The sequence below is a fragment of the Thalassotalea fusca genome, from assembly GCF_053485835.1.
In genome coordinates, this window is record NZ_JBQRUN010000004.1 from 170,174 (window position 1) to 191,939 (window position 21,766).

The following is a 21,766-nucleotide window of genomic DNA, read 5'->3' on the forward strand; positions in this document are numbered from 1 at the left end:
AGCAAAAGAGACAAATTATGACAACTCCCTGGAATTCTTTAAATCAAAAGCTAAAGCAATGCCTTTGCCCACCAGGCAACGGCGTTTTTACCGTAAACACAGGTAAAGAACGTAAAGAAAAACTTCATAATACGCTGTATGGTCAAACAGAAAATGTGGAATCCGTTTGGCATGAGTCTCTTGAACAATTACCAACATCGTCAAATGCCGTTATTATGGGCATAGCCTCTGATTGTGGCGGCGGTATTTTGCGTGGCGCAAACTGGGGACCACTCTTTGTTCGTACAACACTACTTGAACAGTACCCTGCGTTAAATGCGTTTGATATGGGTGACGTTCGAATTATTCCTCATCTGTTACATGACAAGTATTTAAATGATCCAACAATCACCAATTGTCGAAAGGCGCTTTATCAAGATCCCGAAAGTGACTATGCAGTAAGCCCTTTAACCATTACTGAAGACGTGTTACACGACTTCTACGCTGTTTTTCCACAAAAAGGCATATTTGGTATTGGTGGAGATCATTCAAACAGCTATCCGCTTACTAAGGCGTATTTACAAGCTAAGAAAAAACAAGGTAAGCGCGCAGCAATCATTCATTTCGATGCGCACACAGATTTATTAGTAGAGCGCCTAGGCATCGATTTATGCTTCGGATCTTGGTGTACTCACATTCTTGATGATTTACATGACAACAGTCACCTGATTCAAATTGGTATTCGTTCGAGCGGCAAACCTAAATCGCATTGGGAAGGCACATTTGGTGTAGTACAACATTGGGCACACGAAGTAAGAGAAAACGGCGTTCAATCTATTATCGATAAAATCCTTGCACAATTAGAAGCAGAGAATATCGATGAGCTTTATGTAAGTTTTGACATTGATGCAATTGATGACAGCTTTGCCTCAGCCACAGGAACTCCAGAACCTGACGGTTTATATCCAGAAGAAGCAATGGATATCCTACGCCAGCTAGGTGCTAAATACCCGATTACAGGTGCTGACATGATGGAAATCGCACCATTTACTGACAGCTCTGGTCGAGGTGCAAGCAGTGCAGAACAAACATTGAAAGTTGGCGCTGAAATCTCTGCTTTCTTGTTGAGTGAGATGGATAAGCGTTAATTCAATAAAATTTTCATCCAATATAAAAACGCCGTATCAATTGATACGGCGTTTTTTTATGACTTATCAAGTCTCTATGCTTAATTTATAACAATGTTAGCAACAATATACGTAATTTTTGCTCCACTAGGTACTTCCACGGTAACTGTCAGTACTCCTGTTTTAGGCTCTTTTTCACCTTTAATAAGTGCAGAATATGCAGCACCACCATTGTGGTTATCATTTCCCCAATCCTGATCAGCGCCTGCCACAACGCTACCAACTGTCGAATCAAATGTTATTTTGGTTCCTGCTGGCATTGGTTGATTGTGTAAGTCTGCAATAATTACTGTTGCACTCTCAGTGCTTTCTCCTTCAATAACGAGAACGCCGTCAGCCGGATCTGATGTAGTTATTATTGGTGTAGTACCCGACATAACTAATACAATAGAGCTTCTGACATCAATAGATTTGACATCAGAACAACCGTCATGTGCAGGTATAGCACATAGTACACCGTTGTACTTTCCATCTTTAGGGTCATATAAGCCATTCTTATTAAAGTCTTCTAACTCTTCAAGCTCGCCGCCGGCTTGTTCTGCTGGGTCTTCTTCTCCAGGGTTAAAAAAACCGTCCTCATTATAGTCATGATAAGCTTCTCCTACATCATATGGATTACCACTAACATCATTACCAGAATAAACAATATCAGCTTTACTCTCATCAAAGTTTCCGTTCGCATCACATGGTTTGCCTACACCACCAGTAAACGCTGGGACTTCACATACATCGAATCGACCATTACCATTTAAATCTGGGAATGACTCTTCCCCAATTGCCGTTGCTGTTACTGTTACACGCCCGCCATATTTTTGCCCCATTGTATTTATCACTTCGGGCTTATGGTCAACGTTATTAGCATCCCCTAACACATGACCTTCCGGGCGAGGGTATTGACTTCTCCATGTAACTGAACATGATCCGTCACCCCCTGTAACACATGTTGCTTCTTGCCCTAGCTCTTCAATCGAGCCACCTTCAGTTTTGAAAACAACCGTTGTAGGAGGCGGAGGATTGTTAAAAGCATCAGCCAATCGAGCTGTAATTCTCACTTCTGCACCATCTAAATCCCATGCTTCAGGGTTAATTAAATCCGCAGATAAACTAATACTATCTTGATCTGGTAATCCGGTGGAAATCTTAAGCTCACTTGATAGAGTTTGTATAACTGGATCACTCCCCGTAACTTGAGCTACAACTCTAATAGCCCGAGCAACAGTGCCAGAATTTACGACAGTTTGCACTAACCCTTCATTATTAGTCGTCGCCGATAATGGATTCAATTGAATTTCACCCGTATCACTACTAAGCGAGAACGTAACATCTTGGTTGTTTACTGGGTTACCATTGGTATCTAATACCCTAAAGACAACCGTTGAGTTTTCCGGGCGCTCACTACTTCCGGTTCCTTGAATTGCAATAAATGTGGGTGTAGCCGAAACAAATTCAACACTACCTACGTCTGCAGGAAGTACATTAATAGTACCTATTGCGCGCAAATTTTGCCCATTCACGATGGCATTAACAGTAATAGGGTCATCACCTACACAACCTTTAGCCAAATAGGTACTCGTTGCCTGCCCGTTCGTTGTTACAACTGGCGAACTTAACGTCGACGAAGGCACTTCTTCTTCCGCACAAACAGAGGTAAATTCCAGTTCAACTGATTCGGTAAAGAACGCACCTTGTTCATCAACGATTGACACTGAAACAACTGACGTACCACCGGCTGATATTTGCGATAAGCTAATTCCTGCAACGCCTTCAACAAAAGGGTCGCCACTACCTATGCGAACAACAGCATCGGTTACACCTTGACTATCAAACGTGATACTTGCCGATTCGCCTGAACCCAACGACGCGGTGACTTGTCCAGCACCCGCTTGCTCGCCAGCATTTAACACTATACTGGCTACACCATCACTATTCGTTCTGGCAGTGCCAGCCTCAGGTGTGAAAAAACCCAAACTACTATTATCTATTGAAAAGGTAACAAGTAGCCCCTCTAAAGCGGTTGTACCTTGGCTAACAGTTGCAGTAATCGTCGCAGGTGACAACTCTGTAACATTAGTATCTGAAATTGAGAGACTGATTACGATCGGGGTATCTACAGTTCCGCCGTCGTCACCCCCACCATCACTCAGACCACCATCACCGCCACCACAACCGATTAAAGTTGCGAAAAGCAGTATAAAACTGAAGCGTTGAAGTAGCGCCATATTTAGCATCTCCCTGATCTTTTTTTGTAGTCAACATATTCATATTAACCGATAAATTTGAAAAAGGTCACTATCAAATGCAAAAAACCCTGTATTGATAGGTTTTTAATCCGATTAATTGCTGTTACCCTATCAGGAAGTCAAAAAACTCCCCAAACTACAATAATTATATGACAAAAAATAAACAAACCAGTCTTACAACTAAAATTGTTATTGGCATGATTGCCGGTATTGCAATTGGCACATTGTTGCAATTGCTTATGCCAAACGGTGGCGACTTTATCATCCCGCTTGGTTTATTTGATTTTTCAATGCGTGGATTCTTTGTTGATGGCGTATTTGAAGTTATTGGCCAGATTTTCATTGCGTCACTTAGAATGCTTGTGGTACCGCTCGTATTTGTTTCTCTAGTTTGTGGTATTTGCTCACTGCAAGACACCACTAAGCTGGGAAGAATCGGTGGTAAGTCTATCGGTTTGTATCTGATTACAACCGCAATAGCTATCACATTCGCGATGACATTAGCATTGCTAGTAGGTCCAGGTGAAGGCGTTAATATGCCCACTGATACCGCATTCGAAAGCCGAGAAGCACCATCGCTTGCGCAAGTACTCATTCAAATGTTCCCAAGTAACCCATTTGCTGCGTTTGCAAACGGTAACATGTTACAAGTGATTGTATTTGCTATTTTGTTTGGTATTGCAATCGCTCTATCAGGCAAAGCCGGTGAACGTGTTGCTAGTTTATTTTCAGACCTAAACGAAGTAGTAATGCGCCTTGTTACTATTTTGATGAACCTAGCGCCATACGGTGTATTTTGTCTATTAGCCAGCCTATTTACTGATTTATCGTTAAGCACGTTCGGCAATTTGATTGTGTACTTCCTAGTAGTATTTGTTGCCCTGATTCTTCATGGCACAATAACTTACTCAATACTGCTACGTATATTTGCAGGATTGAACCCAATCTTATTCTTAAGAAAAATGCGAGATGCCATGCTTTTTGCTTTTTCTACAGCAAGTAGTAACGCGACGATTCCTGTCACCTTAGAAACCGCTACCAAAAAGCTTGGTGTTAAAAACTCTATTGCGTCTTTTACCGTCCCATTGGGTGCCACCATTAACATGGATGGCACAGCCATTATGCAAGGTGTTGCCACGGTATTCATCGCGCAAGTATTCAATGTTGATTTATCAGTATCTGATTACCTTACTGTTATTCTTACGGCGACATTAGCATCTATTGGTACTGCAGGAGTACCCGGCGTAGGGCTTATCATGCTGGCCATGGTACTTAATCAGGTAGGTTTGCCTGTAGAAGGTATTGCGCTGATTATCGGTGTCGACCGCTTATTAGATATGACGCGAACAGCAGTCAACGTAACAGGTGATAGTATGGTGACATTAATCGTAGGTAAAACGGAAGGTCAGTTTGACAAAGAAGTTTTTCTTGATGAAAACGCCGGAAAAGACATCGAAGAAATTGATTTTCATAATTTGAAGCATGAGAAAAGTGAGTAAGTTGCTTTTTCTAGCAAACAAGAAAGGCGCATCAGCGCCTTTTTTATTATCCATTTTTTAGAGTTTCTTAATCAAATACAGTCGTTCAATTAAGTAGTCCACATCAAAACGACGTCGAGCGAATTGCTTATCTGGTAGTTCGTGTTGGTCGAGTTCTTCAATGCTATATCCACTAAACAATGGGTTCACATCATCCTTAAATACAGGAAATGGAGGCCCCTCAAGCTGATTTTGAGGGAATTCTAAGGAAACTAATAATAAACTAGCACCTGCATCAATAAAAGTGAGTAGGTGCTTCACATAGTCTATTTGCATTTCTTTAGGTAGAGCAATGAGTGCCGCTCGATCGTATATCCAATCAAGTTTTGGCAATTGCCCCATCGGTAATTTGAAATGATCACCTTGCCATAACGTGATGTTCTCAAACTGATAAAGTGTATGCGGTGGCGATGGTAAAACATTTGGCGTCAATTGGTGCTCTTTGAAAAAATCTCGACAAGCTATATCACTCAACTCAGTCCCAATCACATTGAAGTACTGAGCCAACCAAACAATGTCTAACGACTTTCCACATAGCGGCACTAATATATTTTCACAATGTACTGAGTTGTTTAAGCTTCCCAACGACTGATTAAATAAACTAGCGCTGTGTTTAACAAGGAATGGATGTACTGCATCTTGATGAAATCCAATACTATCCCTTTCCCATACTGCATGCCAAAAATTCTGTTTCATTTACTATATGTGTTCTGTATGAATTAACTCGGAAAAATTCGGTTATTCTGCCACAATTTGCCAATTACATTTTCAATCGACATAGTTGCAGCTGACGATAGTTTTTCTGCCAGGCCTTTTTTAGTCACATATTTAACAGCCAAAATTTTCGTATTTTCGTCTGCTCCGTGAAGGTAATCATCGCTCGTTTGAATTTTATCAACTAAGCCCATTTCTAATGCTTTAGTACCAAACCATGTTTCGCCAGTAGCTACCTTTGTAATATCTAACTCAGGCCTGCGCTCATTGATAAATTCTTTAAAAAGCTCATGGGTTTGTTCTAACTCTTCCATAAACTTTTGGCGCCCCTTATCAGTATTCTCACCAAACATAGTTAATGTACGTTTGTACTCTCCAGCTGTTAACATTTCAAAATCAACGTCATTTTTCTTTAAAATTTTGTTGAAGTTAGGGATCTGTGCGATGACACCGATAGAGCCTAAAATAGCAAAAGGTGCACTAATGATTTTATTACCTACACATGCCATCATATAACCACCGCTAGCGGCAACTTTATCCACTGCGATCGTTAGAGGAACCCCAGCTTGGCGCACGCGATCGAGTTGAGATGAAGCCAAACCATATCCATGTACCATGCCGCCACCAGTTTCTAAACGAACCAATACTTCATCTTTCTCATTGGCAACAGACAAAATGGCACTAATTTCTTCTCGAAGCGATGCAACCTCTTTTGCATCAATACTGCCTTTAAAATCCACAACGAAAAGGCGCTTGTTGTCTTCGTCTTTGCTTTCGCCCTTTTTCTTTTTAGCAGCTTTTGCCTTTTTCTTTTCTTCTTTCTCTATTTCTTTTAATTGCTCTTTTGTCAGCAAGTAATCTGTAATTTGTTGTTTTGTGTGCTCAAACTCTTCCGATAAGTCGGTAATCTCCAAATCACCTTTTTTATGCGCTTGACGGCTGGCTGAAACAGTAATGATTGCGATAATAGCCCCTACCGCAGCAACAATCGTTACGGCTTTGGCAAGGAATATTCCATACTCGTATAAAAATTCCAAAAGTCTCTCCTGAATGAATTCAAAACCAGCTGACTGGTTTACTGTCAAACAACTCTAAGTTGGTTGCGCTTAATATTTACCAATGTGGGGATAAATTACCATAAAAAAAGCCCTCAGATGAGGGCTTTAATTCGTTTTGGTTAATTTACTGTACAACGTCAGTATTTGTCACTTGGATCAACTGCCCCATTGAAGCGAAGAATCCAGTTACTTGTGATTGCATTTCTAAAGTCGCTGCGCCAGTCGCCATCGGATCAGGAGCGGCGTCATTTGGTCTTGGATCTAGGATCGAACCATGATGACCTTTAGTAAATCTAACGGCACCAGAACCTTGAGTCGTTTCACTTACACCAGATAATCCAAGCAATGCAATTGCCCCTTCTGTACCAGCCAGTGGCGCAGTAGCAACACTGTTAGGAATCACTTGATCAGAAAGGTTGTCAGCACCATCTCCTACTACTTCAATTAAATGCGTTGGCGTTTGTGTTGCGCGCATCATTGACGTGTAGTTAATTGGATCACCTGAGTCGGTTACCGTTTGTGCAGCAAATGCAAATTGGCTGAAGATACCATCAATTTGTGCTTTAGTTGCATCATCTAAACTTGCATAGAACGCCAAGTATGTTGCAACCAATTGCTCTTCCGTAGCACCTTGAGGGAAATTCGTATCAACTAACGCCTTAAACGACTCTACCGCATTGTAGGTTAAATTAGCTTTGATCAGGTTACCAAACGCACCCGATTCAAATAAGAAGTTAGCAACCATAATACCAGGCATTGCCAACGAGTTAGTCTGTACTTTAAACATTGGGTCAACCGCAGGATCTAGAGACGTATTCGTTAACGCCATAAAATTAATCCCTGTAATAGCCCCTAATGAATGGCCAAGGAAATGCACTTGCGAACTATCTACTTTAATTGGGTTGCCATCACTATCAACACCCCCTAAAAAGTTAAGACCGAAACGCAAGCCAACCATATCAGCAGTACTTTGTCTTAGGTTATCACGCGTCGTCAATAATGACGCTAGATTCATGTAATGCGTTGCAGAAACTGTTGATGCATTAATATCGTCAACGCCGTCACCATTCAAGTCAAAACCGCGACTGCCAGCCGTTGGTCCTAACGATGGATCACCGTGTAATGGGTGGTTTATAGCAACCGTTGCCATGCCGTACAAAGACAACAAGCCAGTCATAGGTAACATGTCTTCTTTCTTAGACGTAATACCATGCTGAAGGATAACTACAGGCCAGCCATTTTCAGGCATTTCGGTAATTTGTGGTAAACCTAGTTCCGGCTGAGCTGCACGCACTGCATTGACCCAGTTAATATCAGGCGTAGTCATTTGAACATGAATAGTCATGTTTTCTACGGTAGCTTCAGGTACAGGACTATAACGCGTCAAATTGCGCTCTGTATCTAAATCGATTACACCACGTAAATCACGTAGCCCTGGTGCTGGCAAATTAGCTGCTTGAGATACAGCCATACATTTTGCGTCTGAAACACTGACAGGATCTGCTGGAATTGCTCCTGGATTAGCTGCAGCAAGTGCGGCAAGCATCGCGCCTGAATCACACTGGCTAGTCCACCATTCATTTACCGGAGCCATAGGGTTAGCAGGTGAAGGAACACCTAAGTAATATGGCAATTCAATTGTACCCGCCATTAAATTTGCCGCAGAATACAATGGAACTGCTTCTGCAGGAATTTGTCCCGCTAATGCGTCTGCTACAGATAAACCAGTGTCAGCAACGCCAATTGCAGGGAATTGACCTAATGCTAAATTACCCGCTAAAAGAGATTTATAGGTCATCAACACATCAGAAGTCGACTGTGTTGTCATCGCCATGCTGTAAATAATTGTCGATTTGTCAACACCTTCACCAGCTACCGCGCTTTCAAAGCTATTAACCAATCCTTGTAGCGCGAGCTGAGATTCAGTTGCCAATGGGTTGGTTGTAATGTCTTGTTTAACAAGTTCATAGGTAGTTGATGGTGCAACTGATTTACCAGAGCTATCTTTTAGCTTGTCCGTCATGACCAAAATGTAGGTTGTTTTTGGTTTTAACGGTGCAGTAGGTACAACAGCGACACTGTCACCAGACTTTTGCGTTGCAAATTCACTAATGTAGGTTAGCTCTCTTACAATCTTACACGCTAAACCACGTTCAAGTGAGGCACAATCAGCATCACTGGTATCGCCGCCCATGATAGCTTCAAAAACACGCACTGATTCAGGATTGAATACCGAGTCCCCATCTAAAGTACGACCATCAGGAAATGATAGTTCGATGACAAAAGGATTAACTGTTGACCAGCCATCTAATGCACTCAATGCAACAAATGGATCTGCTTCATTCGAAGGATCATCTACAGGTAGATTTAAAGTGCCGTCTGTGGTTCCTAAAAATAACAAATCATTTGGAACGGATAACACACCATTGGAAGGATCAAAAACAACCCGCGATGACGCTGTTACCGCAGGGCCGTTTTCGGCGACACTTTCTTTAACATCTTTTACGCTTTCACTGTCACACGCGGATAATCCGAGCGCAGATGCAACAGCTAAACCAAGAACTAGCTTTTTCATTATATCTCCCCATAGACTAGTCTTTTTATTTTTATATTTTACTTGTCAATACGTTACATACTTTTTTTATTATCTACTTCAAAATAATTCTCGAAATAGATGAATTATTAACACATCAAAATAAAACAAGTTAGACCAGTTAAAGTTACCGCAAGAATCAGGTTTTCGCTAGCGCTTTTTTCGAATAAAGGAAAAAAAATCGTCAATGTAGCTGTTATTGGCAATTTTTCCTCGTCAGTCTTTCCTCGCCAGAGTAGAATACCGTTAATTTTTTGCAGCTCAGATAAGTCTATGTTCGATTACGCTATTACCCCCAATGTTTTAAACGATAAAGTCATCTTAGTTACCGGTGCCGGAGATGGTATTGGCCGACAAGCCGCTTTAACCTACGCCGAATTAGGCGCAACCGTTATATTATTGGGTAAAACAGTCGATAAATTGGAACGTGTTTACGATGAAATTCTCGCGCAAGGTTCTCCAGAACCAGCCATTGTGCCGTTAGATCATAAAGGCGCAACTAAGCAAAACTACATTGATATGGTATCAACGATCATGAGTCAATTTGGTCGACTAGATGGTGCCCTGCTTAATGCCTCAATGCTAGGAGAGTTAACCCCATTTACGCAAATCCATGAACAAATATGGGATGACGTAATGCAAGTCAATGCTAAAGCACAATTCTTGTTAGCGCAGGCATTAATCCCTGCTCTTACCGCTTCTGGCAATGGCTCGCTAGTTTTTACGTCTTCAGGTGTCGGCAATAAAGGTCGTGCATTTTGGGGACCGTATAGCGTGTCTAAATTCGCTACCGAAGGCATGATGCAAATTATCGCTGACGAATATGAGAACAGTAATTTAAGAAGCAATGCTATCAATCCGGGCGCTACTAATACACCAATGCGTGCAAAAGCTTATCCAGGTGAAGATAAGTCAACCATTGCAACCGCTAAAGATATCATGCCGCTGTATGTCTATTTAATGACAGACGATAGCCTGTCAGTGAATGGGCAGGTGCTTAAAGCGCAGTAAAATTCAATTGGTATTACAGTTATGAAATGAAAACGCCAGCATGTTGCTGGCGTTTTTTATGGATAAATTATGTCAATTTTGCTTATCGTAGCTCTCTTCGCAGAATTTTACCTACATTAGTTTTAGGTAGCTCAGCTCGAAACTCCACGTGTTTTGGCACCTTATAATTAGTTAGTCCTTCACGACAGTGAGCAATGATGTCCTTGTCGGTTATACTGTCGTCTTTTTTGACAACAAATAATTTCACTTCTTCGCCACTAATTTCATGTGGTACACCAACAGCCGCAGCTTCTAAAACACCAGGATGTGTAACTGCGACTTCTTCAATCTCATTTGGAAACACATTAAAACCTGACACTATGATCATATCTTTCTTGCGATCTACGATACGGAAAAAGCCATTTTCATCCATACAAGCTATATCGCCCGTTGCCAACCAGCCGTCCTTCAATATTTCATCAGTTGCTTCAGGACGATTGTAATAGCCTTTCATTACTTGTGGACCTTTCACCCACATCTCCCCTGATTCGCCTACAGGTACTTCCTGACCATCTTCATCCACTATTTTAATGTCGGTTGAAGAAGCAGGTAAACCAATGCTACCACTGTAATGTGTTTGATTATAAGGACATAAGGTCACAAGTGGTGCACATTCAGTTAACCCGTATCCTTCTAGTAGGCGAGATTTTGTTACTTGCTCCCACTTTTCAGCAACTGGTCGTTGTACGGCCATGCCACCACCTAAGGCGACCTTCAAATTGCTAAAGTCTAAATCACTAAAACCAGGTGTGTTTAATAGGCCGTTGAATAGCGTATTCACCCCCGTAATTGCCGTAAACTTATATTTGTTCAACTCTTTTACAAATCCAGGCATGTCTCGCGGATTCGTGATAAGTAAATTGGAGCCGCCTAAAGTTAAAAAGGTCAGACAGTTCGCGGTAAGTGCGAAAATGTGGTAAAGCGGTAGTGCGGTTACAACTAGCTCCTTACCTTCTTCTAATTGCGGTTTAATGGCGGCTTTTGCTTGTTCAAGATTAGCGACCATATTTCGGTGAGTCAGCATGGCCCCTTTTGATACGCCAGTTGTTCCACCTGTATATTGTAAGAACGCTAAGTCTTCACCCGTTAACAACACTGGTGTGTAAGGCATCGTGCTACCTTTAGCAACAACAGCGTTGAATCTCACCGTATTTTTTAATGAAAACGACGGCACCATCTTTTTAACGTATTTAACGACACAATTAACGAGCGTACCTTTGAGTGTACCAAGACGGTCACCTAACGAGGTTAATATCACGTGTTCTACCGGCGTTTTATCAATCACTTGTTCTAAGGTGTGAGCAAAGTTTTCAATGATCAACATGCCTTTCGCACCAGAATCTTTCAATTGATGCTCAAGTTCACGCGCAGTATAAAGTGGATTAACATTTACGACTGTTAAACCCGCTAAAAGCGCACCAAATAATGCGATAGGATACTGCAGACAGTTAGGCACCATAATGGCGAATTTGTCACCCTTAGATAAACCTAACTCTTGTTGTAAATAGGCGGCAAAAGCTTTGGCTTGCTGTTCAAGTTCAGTAAAAGTAATTTCTGCGCCCATATTAATAAATGCTGGTCGGTTTGCGTAAATACCAACATATTTATTAAACATATCAACTAACGAAGAGTACTTGTCGGGATCTATTTCATGGGGTACGCCAGGTGGATAACTCTTTTCCAGCCAAATTTTCTGCACGATTCGTCTCCTATCTACTGAACTTAATAAAGCACCTATTTATTCTATGTTATACATTTTACTTTTGCGTAAAATTGCGCGCTTTATTTTTAAACACTTGTTTGAATCAGGTTTTTTACTTGAATATAAGCAACATGTCTAGTTATTTCGTACATCATTGCATTTTTCGGGCGAAAAACCAGCTATTTTCCGTTAATAAATGTCTGGATCAATTCAGCGCACTTTTGTGGTTGTTCCATATGTACGTGATGCCCCCCTTGTAGTTCATGTATCGCCACCAGCTCATTTTTTGAACGATATCGTGCAATAGCTTCCGAAACAAATGACATCCCTTTATTGCCATATAGCAGCTGAGTGGGTTTCGCTAAATCATCAAATATTTGATCGGCTTGCAATGGTGATAAACGATATGGCGAGATCGTCCTGAGCCGTTTATCCGACCGCCAAACATACCCGTTCTCAACAGGTTTTAAACCTCGCTCAATGATCAGTTTCGCATGCTCATAGGATAAATCTGACACCTGAACTCTTGCCTGTACTGCCGATGCTAATTCTATGGGGGATGAAGTACTTTTCTCATTCACTTTGAGTCGACTCAATAGCCCTTTTCTTAACTGAGCGGTTGCTTGCTTTTCATCTGATGATATAAAGCCTAATGCATCGATTAAGGTTAGTGAGGCCACTTTCTCAGGGAAAGCCGAGGCAAACGCGGTAGCGATCATACCTCCCATAGAATGGCCAACAATATGCACTTCAGACCATTGATTTACTTGCCATAACTGCAATAAATCATAAACATAGTCTAAAAAATGATAGTGTGCATCATGGCTACGATGATCAGATAAGCCATGGCCAGGCCAGTCAATCGCTATCACATGAAAGTCACTTAACCAAGGCACCAAAGGCAAAAAGCTAGCAGCATTGTCTAACCAGCCATGCAAGCATACCAGCGTGGGCGCATTACTATTCCCACTCTCAATGCCGCTAATTGTATAGCCGCCTAGGTCAATACGATAAGGCTTAACAGCATATTCAGTAATGCTATTTGATAGCTTTGTCACTATTCTTGCTGCCTTTTGTTTGACCTGAAGACTTAATAATTACCGGCGTTCTGACATAAGGATATGGGTGATGCCAATGATATGGCGAAAACCACAATGGCTGATGCTGAATTCTAACATCGACTTGCTGAATTTCTTTCCAGAGATGCACATAAGTTGATGCCAGAACAGGGTATTGGTACTCATGCTCTCCTATGGTACCACTGACTTTTTCTTGTACGCGTCCCAACACTGTTACGCTTTTACCTTTCTTATATACCATTGGATCAAGAAAGCCATTGAAATAGGCTCTGAATCGCCCTTCAGTTTCATTTTTCACTTTGGGTCTGCCAGAACTTGCCAGCGGGAAATAGACAATTTCAAGCATCGTTTTATCTTTTAGGTTAGTAACGTCAGCAATAACCCCGCCCCAACGTGCTTGTTTACCAAGGTTTTTGTGGTACTGTGAATCGGTTTGCGCATATAGAGCAAGTGTTTCCCCTTCTACTGTTTGTAACTTATCGGGAAGCGTTGAACAGGCTGTAAGCCCAACTAAAATAGCGACAACTGCTATCTGAATAATTCGCATATATTGCTCTCTAAACTAATAATTATTAAATTTGCAGCATGGCTGAATTGTTCTACATGCTGCTTGATTGTTTAGCACGATCATTTTTCGCTAAAAATACCATGCTTGCTACGCCAATGCTAAACCAAATAGCAATCCAAATTAGTTCTGGTATCAATGTCAAATTTGCCAAAGTGGCACTATCACCTTGCTGCTCGTAAGCCAATAAATACCATGGGCTGTACAAGCTATTGATAAGCACTAAGGCGCCTAATAATTGCATACTAAACTGTAAGTACGCGGCATGGGAATACTTAAACTTTAGCAGCACAATGCTAAGCAAAATCGCTACGATAACAAACGTGAGTACATCGCGTACCCAAAATAGTAAAGAACAGACTAATAAGCCAGCAACTAACACATGTACAACTTGTGCCATCCTTTGATGATAGCTGGCAGAGGCATATAGTAACGTTCCCCAAATTGCTGCCCCCGCATATCCCATAAAACTAGTGAAGAAGCGAGAACCGCCCATCGTAGTACACAATCCGGCACCATTTGGAAACAATTCAATCTTTACAATGGCTCCACCCGTTGCAATTGCTGCCAAGCCATGGCTGATTTCGTGAAAATAACTTTCAAACCATTTGAACGGAATAGAAATAATAGGCACCTGCAATAAAGCAGCCGCCAGTATGAATACTAGCCAGAAGCGATATTTGTGCATGAATCCATTCGAAGAAAGCTCAGTCATTGAAATAGCTTATGCGTATAAGTCGACACCAAATGCCTGTTGGATGCTTGCACGCTGAGCGAGGTCACCCACCGATTGATACACAGAAACTGCAGATAGGTTTTGTTGTGAAGGTTGGTCGTAAACCGTTTGTGTGCGCTCAACTGTTTCATTTTCGCGCGATGATTGTTGAGGTAACTCTTGCTGATTAGCACGACGCTGCTGCTCTTGTTCAACTAGCGCCAGACTTTGTTGGTCAACATCAAATCGTTCCTGCCGAGCTGACGAGTTTGCATTTTCTCTGCCTTGATCTCGCTCCGCACGCTGCCCTTGCTGAACACGATCGCGCTCACGCAGGTTGTTTACCTGCGATGTATTATTAACATTCTGCGGAGCATTCAGCGACTGTTGACCAAACTCCGGCGGTAGAGAAGGATTAATTTGCATACGAACAATCTATCAAAAAACAAACAATTTACAAAGTACAAAATATAGAGTACAAAATATAAAGTAATTATAGCTGAAAATTATTATTCCCTACCGGGTAATTTTTTCCACGAAACAGTATCTCTCACGTACGTTGGCTGTGCATCTTCTGGCGCTAAACTTTCACCTTGTTCAAATAACGCCATGCCGCATGGCAACATAGCCTTAGCATTTGGATAGAGCACTTGAGGTGATTCAGATTGTGCTTTAAGTGCCGACAACACATCTGCATAGGCATCAAAGCCCGTGCCAACAGCATATGCACTACTAACACCTTCTGGTAGTGTTGGTGATACTTGTTCAGGCGGTAAAACTTGCTCTTGCGTTACTGGTTGCATTACACCATCAGCATCTACTTGAAATAAGCACGTATATACTTCTGACATTCGCGCATCGATCGCAGCAAGTACACTTGTTTGACCATGTTCACTATAGGCTTGTTGTGCCATGGCTTGCATGGTCGAAACACCAACCAAACGTAAATTTGCTGCAAAAGCCAAGCCCTGAACCACGCCAATGCCAATACGTACGCCCGTAAAGCTGCCTGGCCCTCGGCCATAAATAATACCATCGAGTTCCGACAAACTTACCTTAGCTTGTTTAAGAACACGATCTACCATTGGCAGTAAAACTAAACTATGAGATTGAGGACAATGCTCAAATTCATGTGTTACATGCCCGTCAACACTCAATGCCACGGAACAAGCTTCGGTAGAGGCATCTATTGCTAAATACTTCACTTTAATCTCTCTTCTAAAAACTTTGCAGCTGCACTTACATTTCGCGTTCTACGCATATCAGGTAAGCTCTTTAAAAATACTTGACCATAAGGGCGATTCACGAGCCTGTCATCACAAATCACCATCACCCCTTGGTCGTTTACATCACGAATTAACCGCCCTACACCTTGCTTTAAGGTAATTACCGCTTGCGGCAGCTGAATTTCAGCAAATGGGTCTAAGCCTTGGCGTCTAGCATCTTCACAGCGAGCTTGTAACAATGGCTCATCTGGCGAAGCAAACGGCAGTTTGTCAATGATAACACAAGTTAGCTTGTCGCCTCTTACATCAACACCTTCCCAAAAGCTCGACGTAGCCAACAACACCGCTTGCTCATCTGAAACAAACTCTTCAAGCAACATTCGTTTACCCATTGTCCCTTGAATGAGTATCCGTCTCGTTAAACGATCCGATAATATCTCTGCAACTTGATTCAACATGCGATAACTGGTGAATAACATAAAACATGCCCCCTCGCTCGCTTCAATTAACGGCTGAGCAATATCAGCCAGAGATTGCGCACGAAGTTTATCATTGGCAGCAGGTAAATATCGAGGAATAACGAGTTGAGATTGGTTTACATAATCAAATGGACTTTCTAGCAATAGTTCTGTGGTATTCGACAATCCTAATTGGCTAGAAAAATGTTCAAACTCACTATTTACCGCAAGCGTTGCTGATGTGAATATCCAGCCCGCATCAGAGTCTGCAATATATTGACTAAATTTATCGGCCACACTTAACGGCGTTTGGTGTAATACCACATGACGTCTAGTGGTTTCGTACCAAAAGCTAATACCGTCAATATCAACATTCGCCATTAGCTCGTACTTTGCTAATAGCGTGAGTGTACGTTCAAAACAACTGTCTATTGCTTCACTGCGCCCGACACACAGCTTAATCACCTGATATAAAAAATCGAGTTCAGTCTTAAGTAGAGCAAATTGCTTACTGAATACCGAAATACTGAATTTTTCACGCCAGTTACCGCGTTCTGGATCATGAGGGAATAATAAGCGAAATTCTTGTGTCGTACGCTGTAACTTCTCTGCAGCTAAGCCGAGTTGCTTGACATCAGTTAGGCTTGTTTTAAATAGCTGAATAACATCAGAGCACAAGTCTAATAGTTGTCTACTTGAAAATGCTTCACCAAAGTATTCACTGGCAATATCAGGTATTTGATGCGCTTCATCAAAAATAACCACATCTGCAGCGGGGATAAGTTCTCCAAAGCCCGTGTCTTTAAGCGCCATATCAGCAAAAAACAAATGGTGGTTTACGACGACTACATCAGCGTCTATTGCTTTTTTTCGCGCATTAACTAGAAAACATTCTTCAATGTTAGGACAATCTTTGGCAAGGCAGTTATCAACTGTGCTGGTTACGAAAGGGAATATTGCAGAACCTTCTGCTACATTTACCAGCTCACCTATGTCACCAGATAAAGTACTCGTAGCCCACGTTTGAATTTTGACAAAATCGGCGAGCATTTCTGCGTCAAGTTGTCCTCGAGTCTGCCTATACAAGTCCAGGCGATATTGGCATAAATAATTTGCACGTCCTTTTAGCAAAGCAACCTGAGCGTTACTTGCCATTGCTTTTAACAATATAGGAAGATCTTTATGAAACAACTGCTCTTGTAGGTTCTTGGTTCCTGTTGACACAATGACGCGTTTGTCTGACAACAAAGCAGGAACCAAATAAGCGAATGTTTTTCCTGTTCCTGTACCCGCTTCAACGACTAGGGTATGTTTTTGCTCGATCGCAAGTTCCACTTCTATTGCCATATCCACCTGCGGCTGGCGAGGTGCGTATCCTTCGATAATTTTTGACAATATACCCGACGTAGAAAAAGCCGTTTCAACAGGAGTCATAGATAAGCAAATTAAGAAAATGTAGCGCTATTATAGGGGGCGTTGTATTTTTTCAAAGTGTTAATTGTTAAACATAGATGTCAAGGTGGTGTACATCCTCGTCATCTTCATCTTTTTTCGCTTCTTTATTTTGACTCGCTGAATCTTTCGATGTTTGTTCATCCGACAATTTATCTTGTTTCTGACCTGACGATTGACGGTCACCATCTTTCTCGTAAATTTCTTTTTGTTCACGTTCGGCTATATACGAAAGTTCAGTAATTGGGTTTCTTTCTTTATTTACCTGACGCACTTCTCCTTCTTTGGCAGGCGCTTTAACCCGCAACTTTTCTGGTTTAATAGGCACTGGCACTACACGTGTTAGCTGTGTCGTAAAAATATCCATTCAACAATCCTAGTTAAAACTGCACACATACATATCTTAATTATCGGTATAAAACCGAAAATCTTTATAACCTTAGACCGAAATTGTATAAAAAATTGTTAACTCATCGCTTGCGATTACAATAAAACCGCGATAATGTAAACACCATTGAAAAACAAGAAACAAACAAACAACAAAACCGTTTGTTCAGTTTTAATTACAACTTGACTATACAACTTGATAAATTCTATGTATCGAATACAGGATTTAATAGATAGTCTTGTTTTGGCAAATTGCCTTGTATCAATCTAAACCGTAACTAGACACGCAGCGAGATAAGCATGAACAACATACTGAGCACAACCTTACATCATCATCACCATATGAAATAGCTGCTCAGTATTTCACTGAGGGGCAATGAACCTTTCAGTGGATACGATGAATAATAAGTTACATTTTCCAACCCCTGAAAGCGTTCACACTTTCAGGGGTTTTTATTTGCCCCAATGGAAACAAATTTATTGAGATTAATAGGAAAATTTATGAATACAGAACCACGCTTACGCATTGCTATGCAAAAATCAGGACGCTTAAGTGACGATACTCAACAGCTACTTAAGCGCTGCGGATTAAAACTCAACGTATCTGATCGTCGCTTACTTGCACACGTGACCAACATGCCGATTGACATCATGCGAGTACGCAGCAGTGACATTCCGGGGCTTGTAATGGATGGCGTTTGTGACTTAGGCATTGTGGGCGACAACACGCTCGAAGAAACCGCACTTGAAAGAAAACGCTTAGGTAGCCCTTCTGAGTACGTAAAAACATCTGGCCTGAATTTTGGTGGTTGTCGCCTATCATTGGTAATGCCAGAAGAATTCAACTACACCGGATTAGACAGTTTAAACGGCTTACGCTTCGCGACGACTTACCCGCAGTTACTGAAACGATTTGCAGGGGAAAATGGTATCAATGTTGATTTTTGTTTATTGAAAGGCTCAGTTGAAGTAGCGCCTAGAGTTGGTTTGGCTGATGGCATTTGCGACTTAGTATCAACCGGAGCCACACTAGAAGCCAATGGCCTGAAAGAAGTTGAAGTGATTTTCAGATCGAATGCCTCACTTATTCAGTCTACTTCGACCATTTCTAAAGAGAAGCAAGCGATTCTAGACACGCTATTGCCACGAATTCAAGGAGTCATGAAGGCGCAAGAAAGCAAATACATCATGCTACACGCTCCTAAGGATAAAATTGCTGAAGTTAGTGCACTTATGCCAGGAAAAGAAACCCCGACCATTTTACCGCTTGCTGGGCGTGATGACATTGTAGCAGTACACGTTGTAGCTACCGAAACGTTTTTCTGGGAAACCATGGAAGCACTCAATGCCTTAGGTTGTAATTCTATCCTTGTAATGCCAATTGAAAAAATGATGGGGTAGCCACGATGACACTCCCCATCATAGAATGGAATGAATTAAGCGCACTGGATCAAGCACGCGCGTTAAGACGCCCTGCGATTGAAGAAAGTGAGCTGCTTTCAACCCAAGTTAAAAACATCATCAATCGCGTTAAAGAAAAGGGTGACGAAGCATTATTCGAACTCACTGAGAATTTCGATAATGTTGTACTTCCAACACTCGAAGTACCACAAGAAAAAATCGAACAGGCAAAACGCAATATTTCGGCTGAGCGACTCGCTGCAATTGAAACTGCTTATGCACAAATACAGCGCTTTCATCAGGCACAACAGTTTAACAACATCAGTGTTGAAACTTCACCTGGCATTCAATGTGAACTAAGAAGCGAAGCCATTGAAAGTGTTGGATTATATATTCCAGCAGGTAGCGCACCATTACCATCAACCGTATTAATGCTGGGTGTTCCGGCGCAGCTAGTTAATTGTCAACGTAAAGTTTTAGTTTGCCCACCTGATAGTAACGGCAATCTAGCAGACGAAGTACTTGTAGCTGCTGACCTTTGCGGTATCGATGAAATTTACCGCATTGGTGGTGCGCAAGCATGCGCAGCCCTCGCCTATGGTACGCAATCGATAAAACCAGTGAACAAAATATTTGGGCCAGGGAATCGTTACGTCACTGAAGCCAAAAAACAATTGGCGCAACAAGTGACAGGATTTGCTATCGACATGCCAGCAGGCCCATCAGAAGTTTTGGTCATCGCTGATGCCAATGCTAATGCAAGGTTTGTCGCCGCAGATCTACTTTCGCAAGCCGAGCACGGTGCGGACAGTCAGGTTGTTTTAATATCAGATAGTCGCAGTCTGCTTGTCTCTGTAGAAAAAGAAATTCAACAGCAGTTAAAGCAGTTATCGCGCGCGAGCATTGCCCAACAAGCACTGCGACAAAGCCGACTTATTCTAGCCGCCGATATCGCTCAAGCAGCACAAGTTTCCAACCGTTACGGCCCAGAACACCTGATCTTGCAAACCGACAATGACGAGCTACTGTTAACCCGCATACGTAATGCAGGGTCAGTGTTTGTTGGTGCCTACTCGCCAGAGTCTGCTGGTGATTACGCCAGTGGCACCAATCATGTGTTGCCTACATATGGTTATTCAAAGGTAGTGAGCAGTTTATCGTTAGCCGATTTCTCGCGCCGATTCACGGTACAACGGCTTTCTCGTGAGGGATTACAAGGCATTGCAGCCTGCATAACCGAACTTGCTGATGCTGAAGGATTAGATGCCCACAAACGTGCTGTAACTATTCGATTGGAGGAACAATAATGTCTGTTGCCAATAAATTAGCTCGTCCAGAACTAAATAACATGGTGCCATATCAATCAGCTCGTCGTTTGTATGCCGGCAGTGGCGAATTTGAAAGCAAAGTTTGGTTGAACGCCAATGAAGCGTCAGGCTCAGGTGTTTATCAACTTAATGGCAGTTGTATCAATCGTTATCCTGATTTTCAGCCGACGGAGCTTATAGCGGGCTATAGCCAGTATTGCACACTACCTGCTGAAAATATTTTGGCAACACGCGGTGCAGACGAAGGCATAGAATTGATCATCCGCACCTTTTGTCGAGCCTATCAAGACAGCATTTTAGTGTGTCCACCAACGTACGGTATGTATGCCATCAGCGCTGAAAACCACGGTGCAATGGTGAAAGAGTCGCCGCTAGTAAACAATCAACTCAATGTTGATGATATTAGCTCGTATCAAGATGAAGTTAAGGTTGTGTTTCTTTGTTCGCCAGGCAACCCCACAGGTAACCTGTTACAAGAACAAGATGTAAAAGCCGTTATTGAGCTTTTTGCCGACAAAGCGATGGTTGTGGTAGATGAGGCCTACATTGAGTTCGCCCCAGAAAATTCCGCGACAAAATGGTTAAGCATATACGACAATCTCATCGTTTTACGCACGCTATCAAAGGCATTCGCATTAGCAGGGCTTCGCTGTGGTTTCACCCTCGCAAACCCAAGCACAATTGAATTATTGTCAAAGGTTATTGCTCCCTACCCTGTACCTGCGCCAGTTGCTCAAATTGCGGCCAATGCGTTGAGTGTAGAGTCGATTATGCAGATGCAAGGTCGCGTGCAAGAAAGTAATACTCTCAGAGCATCGTTAAGCGAATGGTTACGATCCCAGCCCTGGTGTGAACAAGTTTTTGATAGCAATGCGAATTTTGTTTTATTTCGCACAGCGTATAAAGATTACTTGTTTGATACGCTCAAGGATCAGGATGTACTTATTAGGGATCAATCCAAACAACAGCAATTGGCAAATTGTCTGCGCATTAGTATTGGTTCATCGCAAGAGTTGAACATTGTTAAAGAAATTATCAGTAACGCCATGAAAAACAAAGTAATGGCGAATCAATTGAACGAGGAAAAGGTTTAA

Annotated in this window: 18 protein-coding genes; 6 read left to right on the top strand and 12 right to left on the bottom strand. The window is 42.0% G+C overall.

The genetic code is table 11. From position 1 onward, the window contains the following. The first annotated feature begins 17 nt into the window (after positions 1–17). Positions 18–1,127, top strand: coding sequence for an arginase family protein (locus tag ACSLUK_RS06840; RefSeq protein ID WP_448547796.1), 1,110 nt, complete (start codon positions 18–20; stop codon positions 1,125–1,127). A gap of 80 nt (positions 1,128–1,207) precedes the next feature. Here the strand turns inward: ACSLUK_RS06840 and ACSLUK_RS06845 are convergent, their stop codons facing one another. After that, positions 1,208–3,385: an Ig-like domain-containing protein gene (locus tag ACSLUK_RS06845; protein ID WP_448547797.1), complete on the bottom strand. Its 2,178-nt coding sequence runs from the start codon at positions 3,383–3,385 to the stop codon at positions 1,208–1,210. A gap of 170 nt (positions 3,386–3,555) precedes the next feature. Here ACSLUK_RS06845 and ACSLUK_RS06850 point away from each other — a divergent pair, with 170 nt between their 5' ends. Beyond that, positions 3,556–4,905 (top strand): dicarboxylate/amino acid:cation symporter, encoded by a 1,350-nt coding sequence (locus tag ACSLUK_RS06850; protein ID WP_448547798.1) that lies wholly within the window; start codon positions 3,556–3,558, stop codon positions 4,903–4,905. 57 nt (positions 4,906–4,962) lie between these two features. Here ACSLUK_RS06850 and ACSLUK_RS06855 read toward each other — a convergent pair whose 3' ends face one another. The 3 genes from ACSLUK_RS06855 to ACSLUK_RS06865 form a co-directional block, all read right to left on the bottom strand. Continuing rightward, the gene (locus tag ACSLUK_RS06855) at positions 4,963–5,640 is read right to left on the bottom strand and encodes a class I SAM-dependent methyltransferase (RefSeq protein ID WP_448547799.1); all 678 of its coding nucleotides are present in this window, start codon (positions 5,638–5,640) and stop codon (positions 4,963–4,965) included. Between the two features lie 23 nt (positions 5,641–5,663). Continuing rightward, entirely contained in the window at positions 5,664–6,695 is a 1,032-nt protein-coding gene (gene sohB, locus ACSLUK_RS06860) for a protease SohB (RefSeq protein WP_448547800.1), read from the bottom strand. Positions 6,696–6,840: 145 nt separating this feature from the next. After that, positions 6,841–9,291, bottom strand: coding sequence for a VolA/Pla-1 family phospholipase (locus ACSLUK_RS06865; RefSeq protein ID WP_448547801.1), 2,451 nt, complete (start codon positions 9,289–9,291; stop codon positions 6,841–6,843). A gap of 291 nt (positions 9,292–9,582) precedes the next feature. Between ACSLUK_RS06865 and ACSLUK_RS06870 the strand changes: the two genes are divergently transcribed. Continuing rightward, positions 9,583–10,320 carry a YciK family oxidoreductase gene (locus tag ACSLUK_RS06870; protein WP_448547802.1) on the top strand — a complete coding sequence of 246 codons (738 nt, stop codon included), beginning with the start codon at positions 9,583–9,585 and terminating at the stop codon, positions 10,318–10,320. An 82-nt stretch (positions 10,321–10,402) separates the two neighbouring features. Here the strand turns inward: ACSLUK_RS06870 and fadD are convergent, their stop codons facing one another. The 8 genes from fadD to ACSLUK_RS06910 all read right to left on the bottom strand — a co-directional run bounded on the left by fadD (position 10,403) and on the right by ACSLUK_RS06910 (position 17,923). Beyond that, positions 10,403–12,058, bottom strand: a complete 1,656-nt coding sequence (gene fadD / locus ACSLUK_RS06875; protein WP_448547803.1) for a long-chain-fatty-acid--CoA ligase FadD — start codon at positions 12,056–12,058, stop codon at positions 10,403–10,405. 182 nt (positions 12,059–12,240) lie between these two features. Next, positions 12,241–13,119, bottom strand: a complete 879-nt coding sequence (locus ACSLUK_RS06880; RefSeq protein ID WP_448547804.1) for an alpha/beta fold hydrolase — start codon at positions 13,117–13,119, stop codon at positions 12,241–12,243. Continuing rightward, complete coding sequence (locus ACSLUK_RS06885; protein ID WP_448547805.1) at positions 13,100–13,687, bottom strand: Slp family lipoprotein; 588 nt, start codon at positions 13,685–13,687, stop codon at positions 13,100–13,102. The genes ACSLUK_RS06880 and ACSLUK_RS06885 overlap by 20 nt, the downstream gene beginning before the upstream one ends. Before the next feature lie 52 nt (positions 13,688–13,739). Continuing rightward, a complete protein-coding gene (locus tag ACSLUK_RS06890; protein WP_448547806.1) occupies positions 13,740–14,420 on the bottom strand; it encodes a M50 family metallopeptidase in 681 nt (226 codons plus the stop codon). A 9-nt stretch (positions 14,421–14,429) separates the two neighbouring features. Next, positions 14,430–14,846, bottom strand: a complete 417-nt coding sequence (locus tag ACSLUK_RS06895; RefSeq protein WP_448547807.1) for a hypothetical protein — start codon at positions 14,844–14,846, stop codon at positions 14,430–14,432. A gap of 83 nt (positions 14,847–14,929) precedes the next feature. After that, positions 14,930–15,625 (bottom strand): tRNA (adenosine(37)-N6)-threonylcarbamoyltransferase complex dimerization subunit type 1 TsaB, encoded by a 696-nt coding sequence (gene tsaB, locus ACSLUK_RS06900; protein ID WP_448547808.1) that lies wholly within the window; start codon positions 15,623–15,625, stop codon positions 14,930–14,932. Beyond that, positions 15,622–17,538: a DNA repair helicase YoaA gene (gene yoaA, locus ACSLUK_RS06905; RefSeq protein ID WP_448547809.1), complete on the bottom strand. Its 1,917-nt coding sequence runs from the start codon at positions 17,536–17,538 to the stop codon at positions 15,622–15,624. The genes tsaB and yoaA overlap by 4 nt, the downstream gene beginning before the upstream one ends. A gap of 67 nt (positions 17,539–17,605) precedes the next feature. Beyond that, the gene (locus tag ACSLUK_RS06910; protein ID WP_448547810.1) at positions 17,606–17,923 is read right to left on the bottom strand and encodes a hypothetical protein; all 318 of its coding nucleotides are present in this window, start codon (positions 17,921–17,923) and stop codon (positions 17,606–17,608) included. Between the two features lie 521 nt (positions 17,924–18,444). Between ACSLUK_RS06910 and hisG the strand changes: the two genes are divergently transcribed. Genes hisG through hisC form a run of 3 tightly spaced genes read left to right on the top strand, consistent with a single transcriptional unit; the run spans position 18,445 to position 21,766 of the window. After that, a complete protein-coding gene (hisG, locus tag ACSLUK_RS06915) occupies positions 18,445–19,344 on the top strand; it encodes an ATP phosphoribosyltransferase (protein WP_448547811.1) in 900 nt (299 codons plus the stop codon). A gap of 5 nt (positions 19,345–19,349) precedes the next feature. Next, positions 19,350–20,651: a histidinol dehydrogenase gene (gene hisD / locus ACSLUK_RS06920; protein ID WP_448547812.1), complete on the top strand. Its 1,302-nt coding sequence runs from the start codon at positions 19,350–19,352 to the stop codon at positions 20,649–20,651. Further along, on the top strand, positions 20,651–21,766 hold the full coding sequence (hisC, locus tag ACSLUK_RS06925) for a histidinol-phosphate transaminase (RefSeq protein WP_448547813.1): 1,116 nt from the start codon (positions 20,651–20,653) through the stop codon (positions 21,764–21,766). Before hisD ends, hisC begins: the two co-directional genes overlap by 1 nt.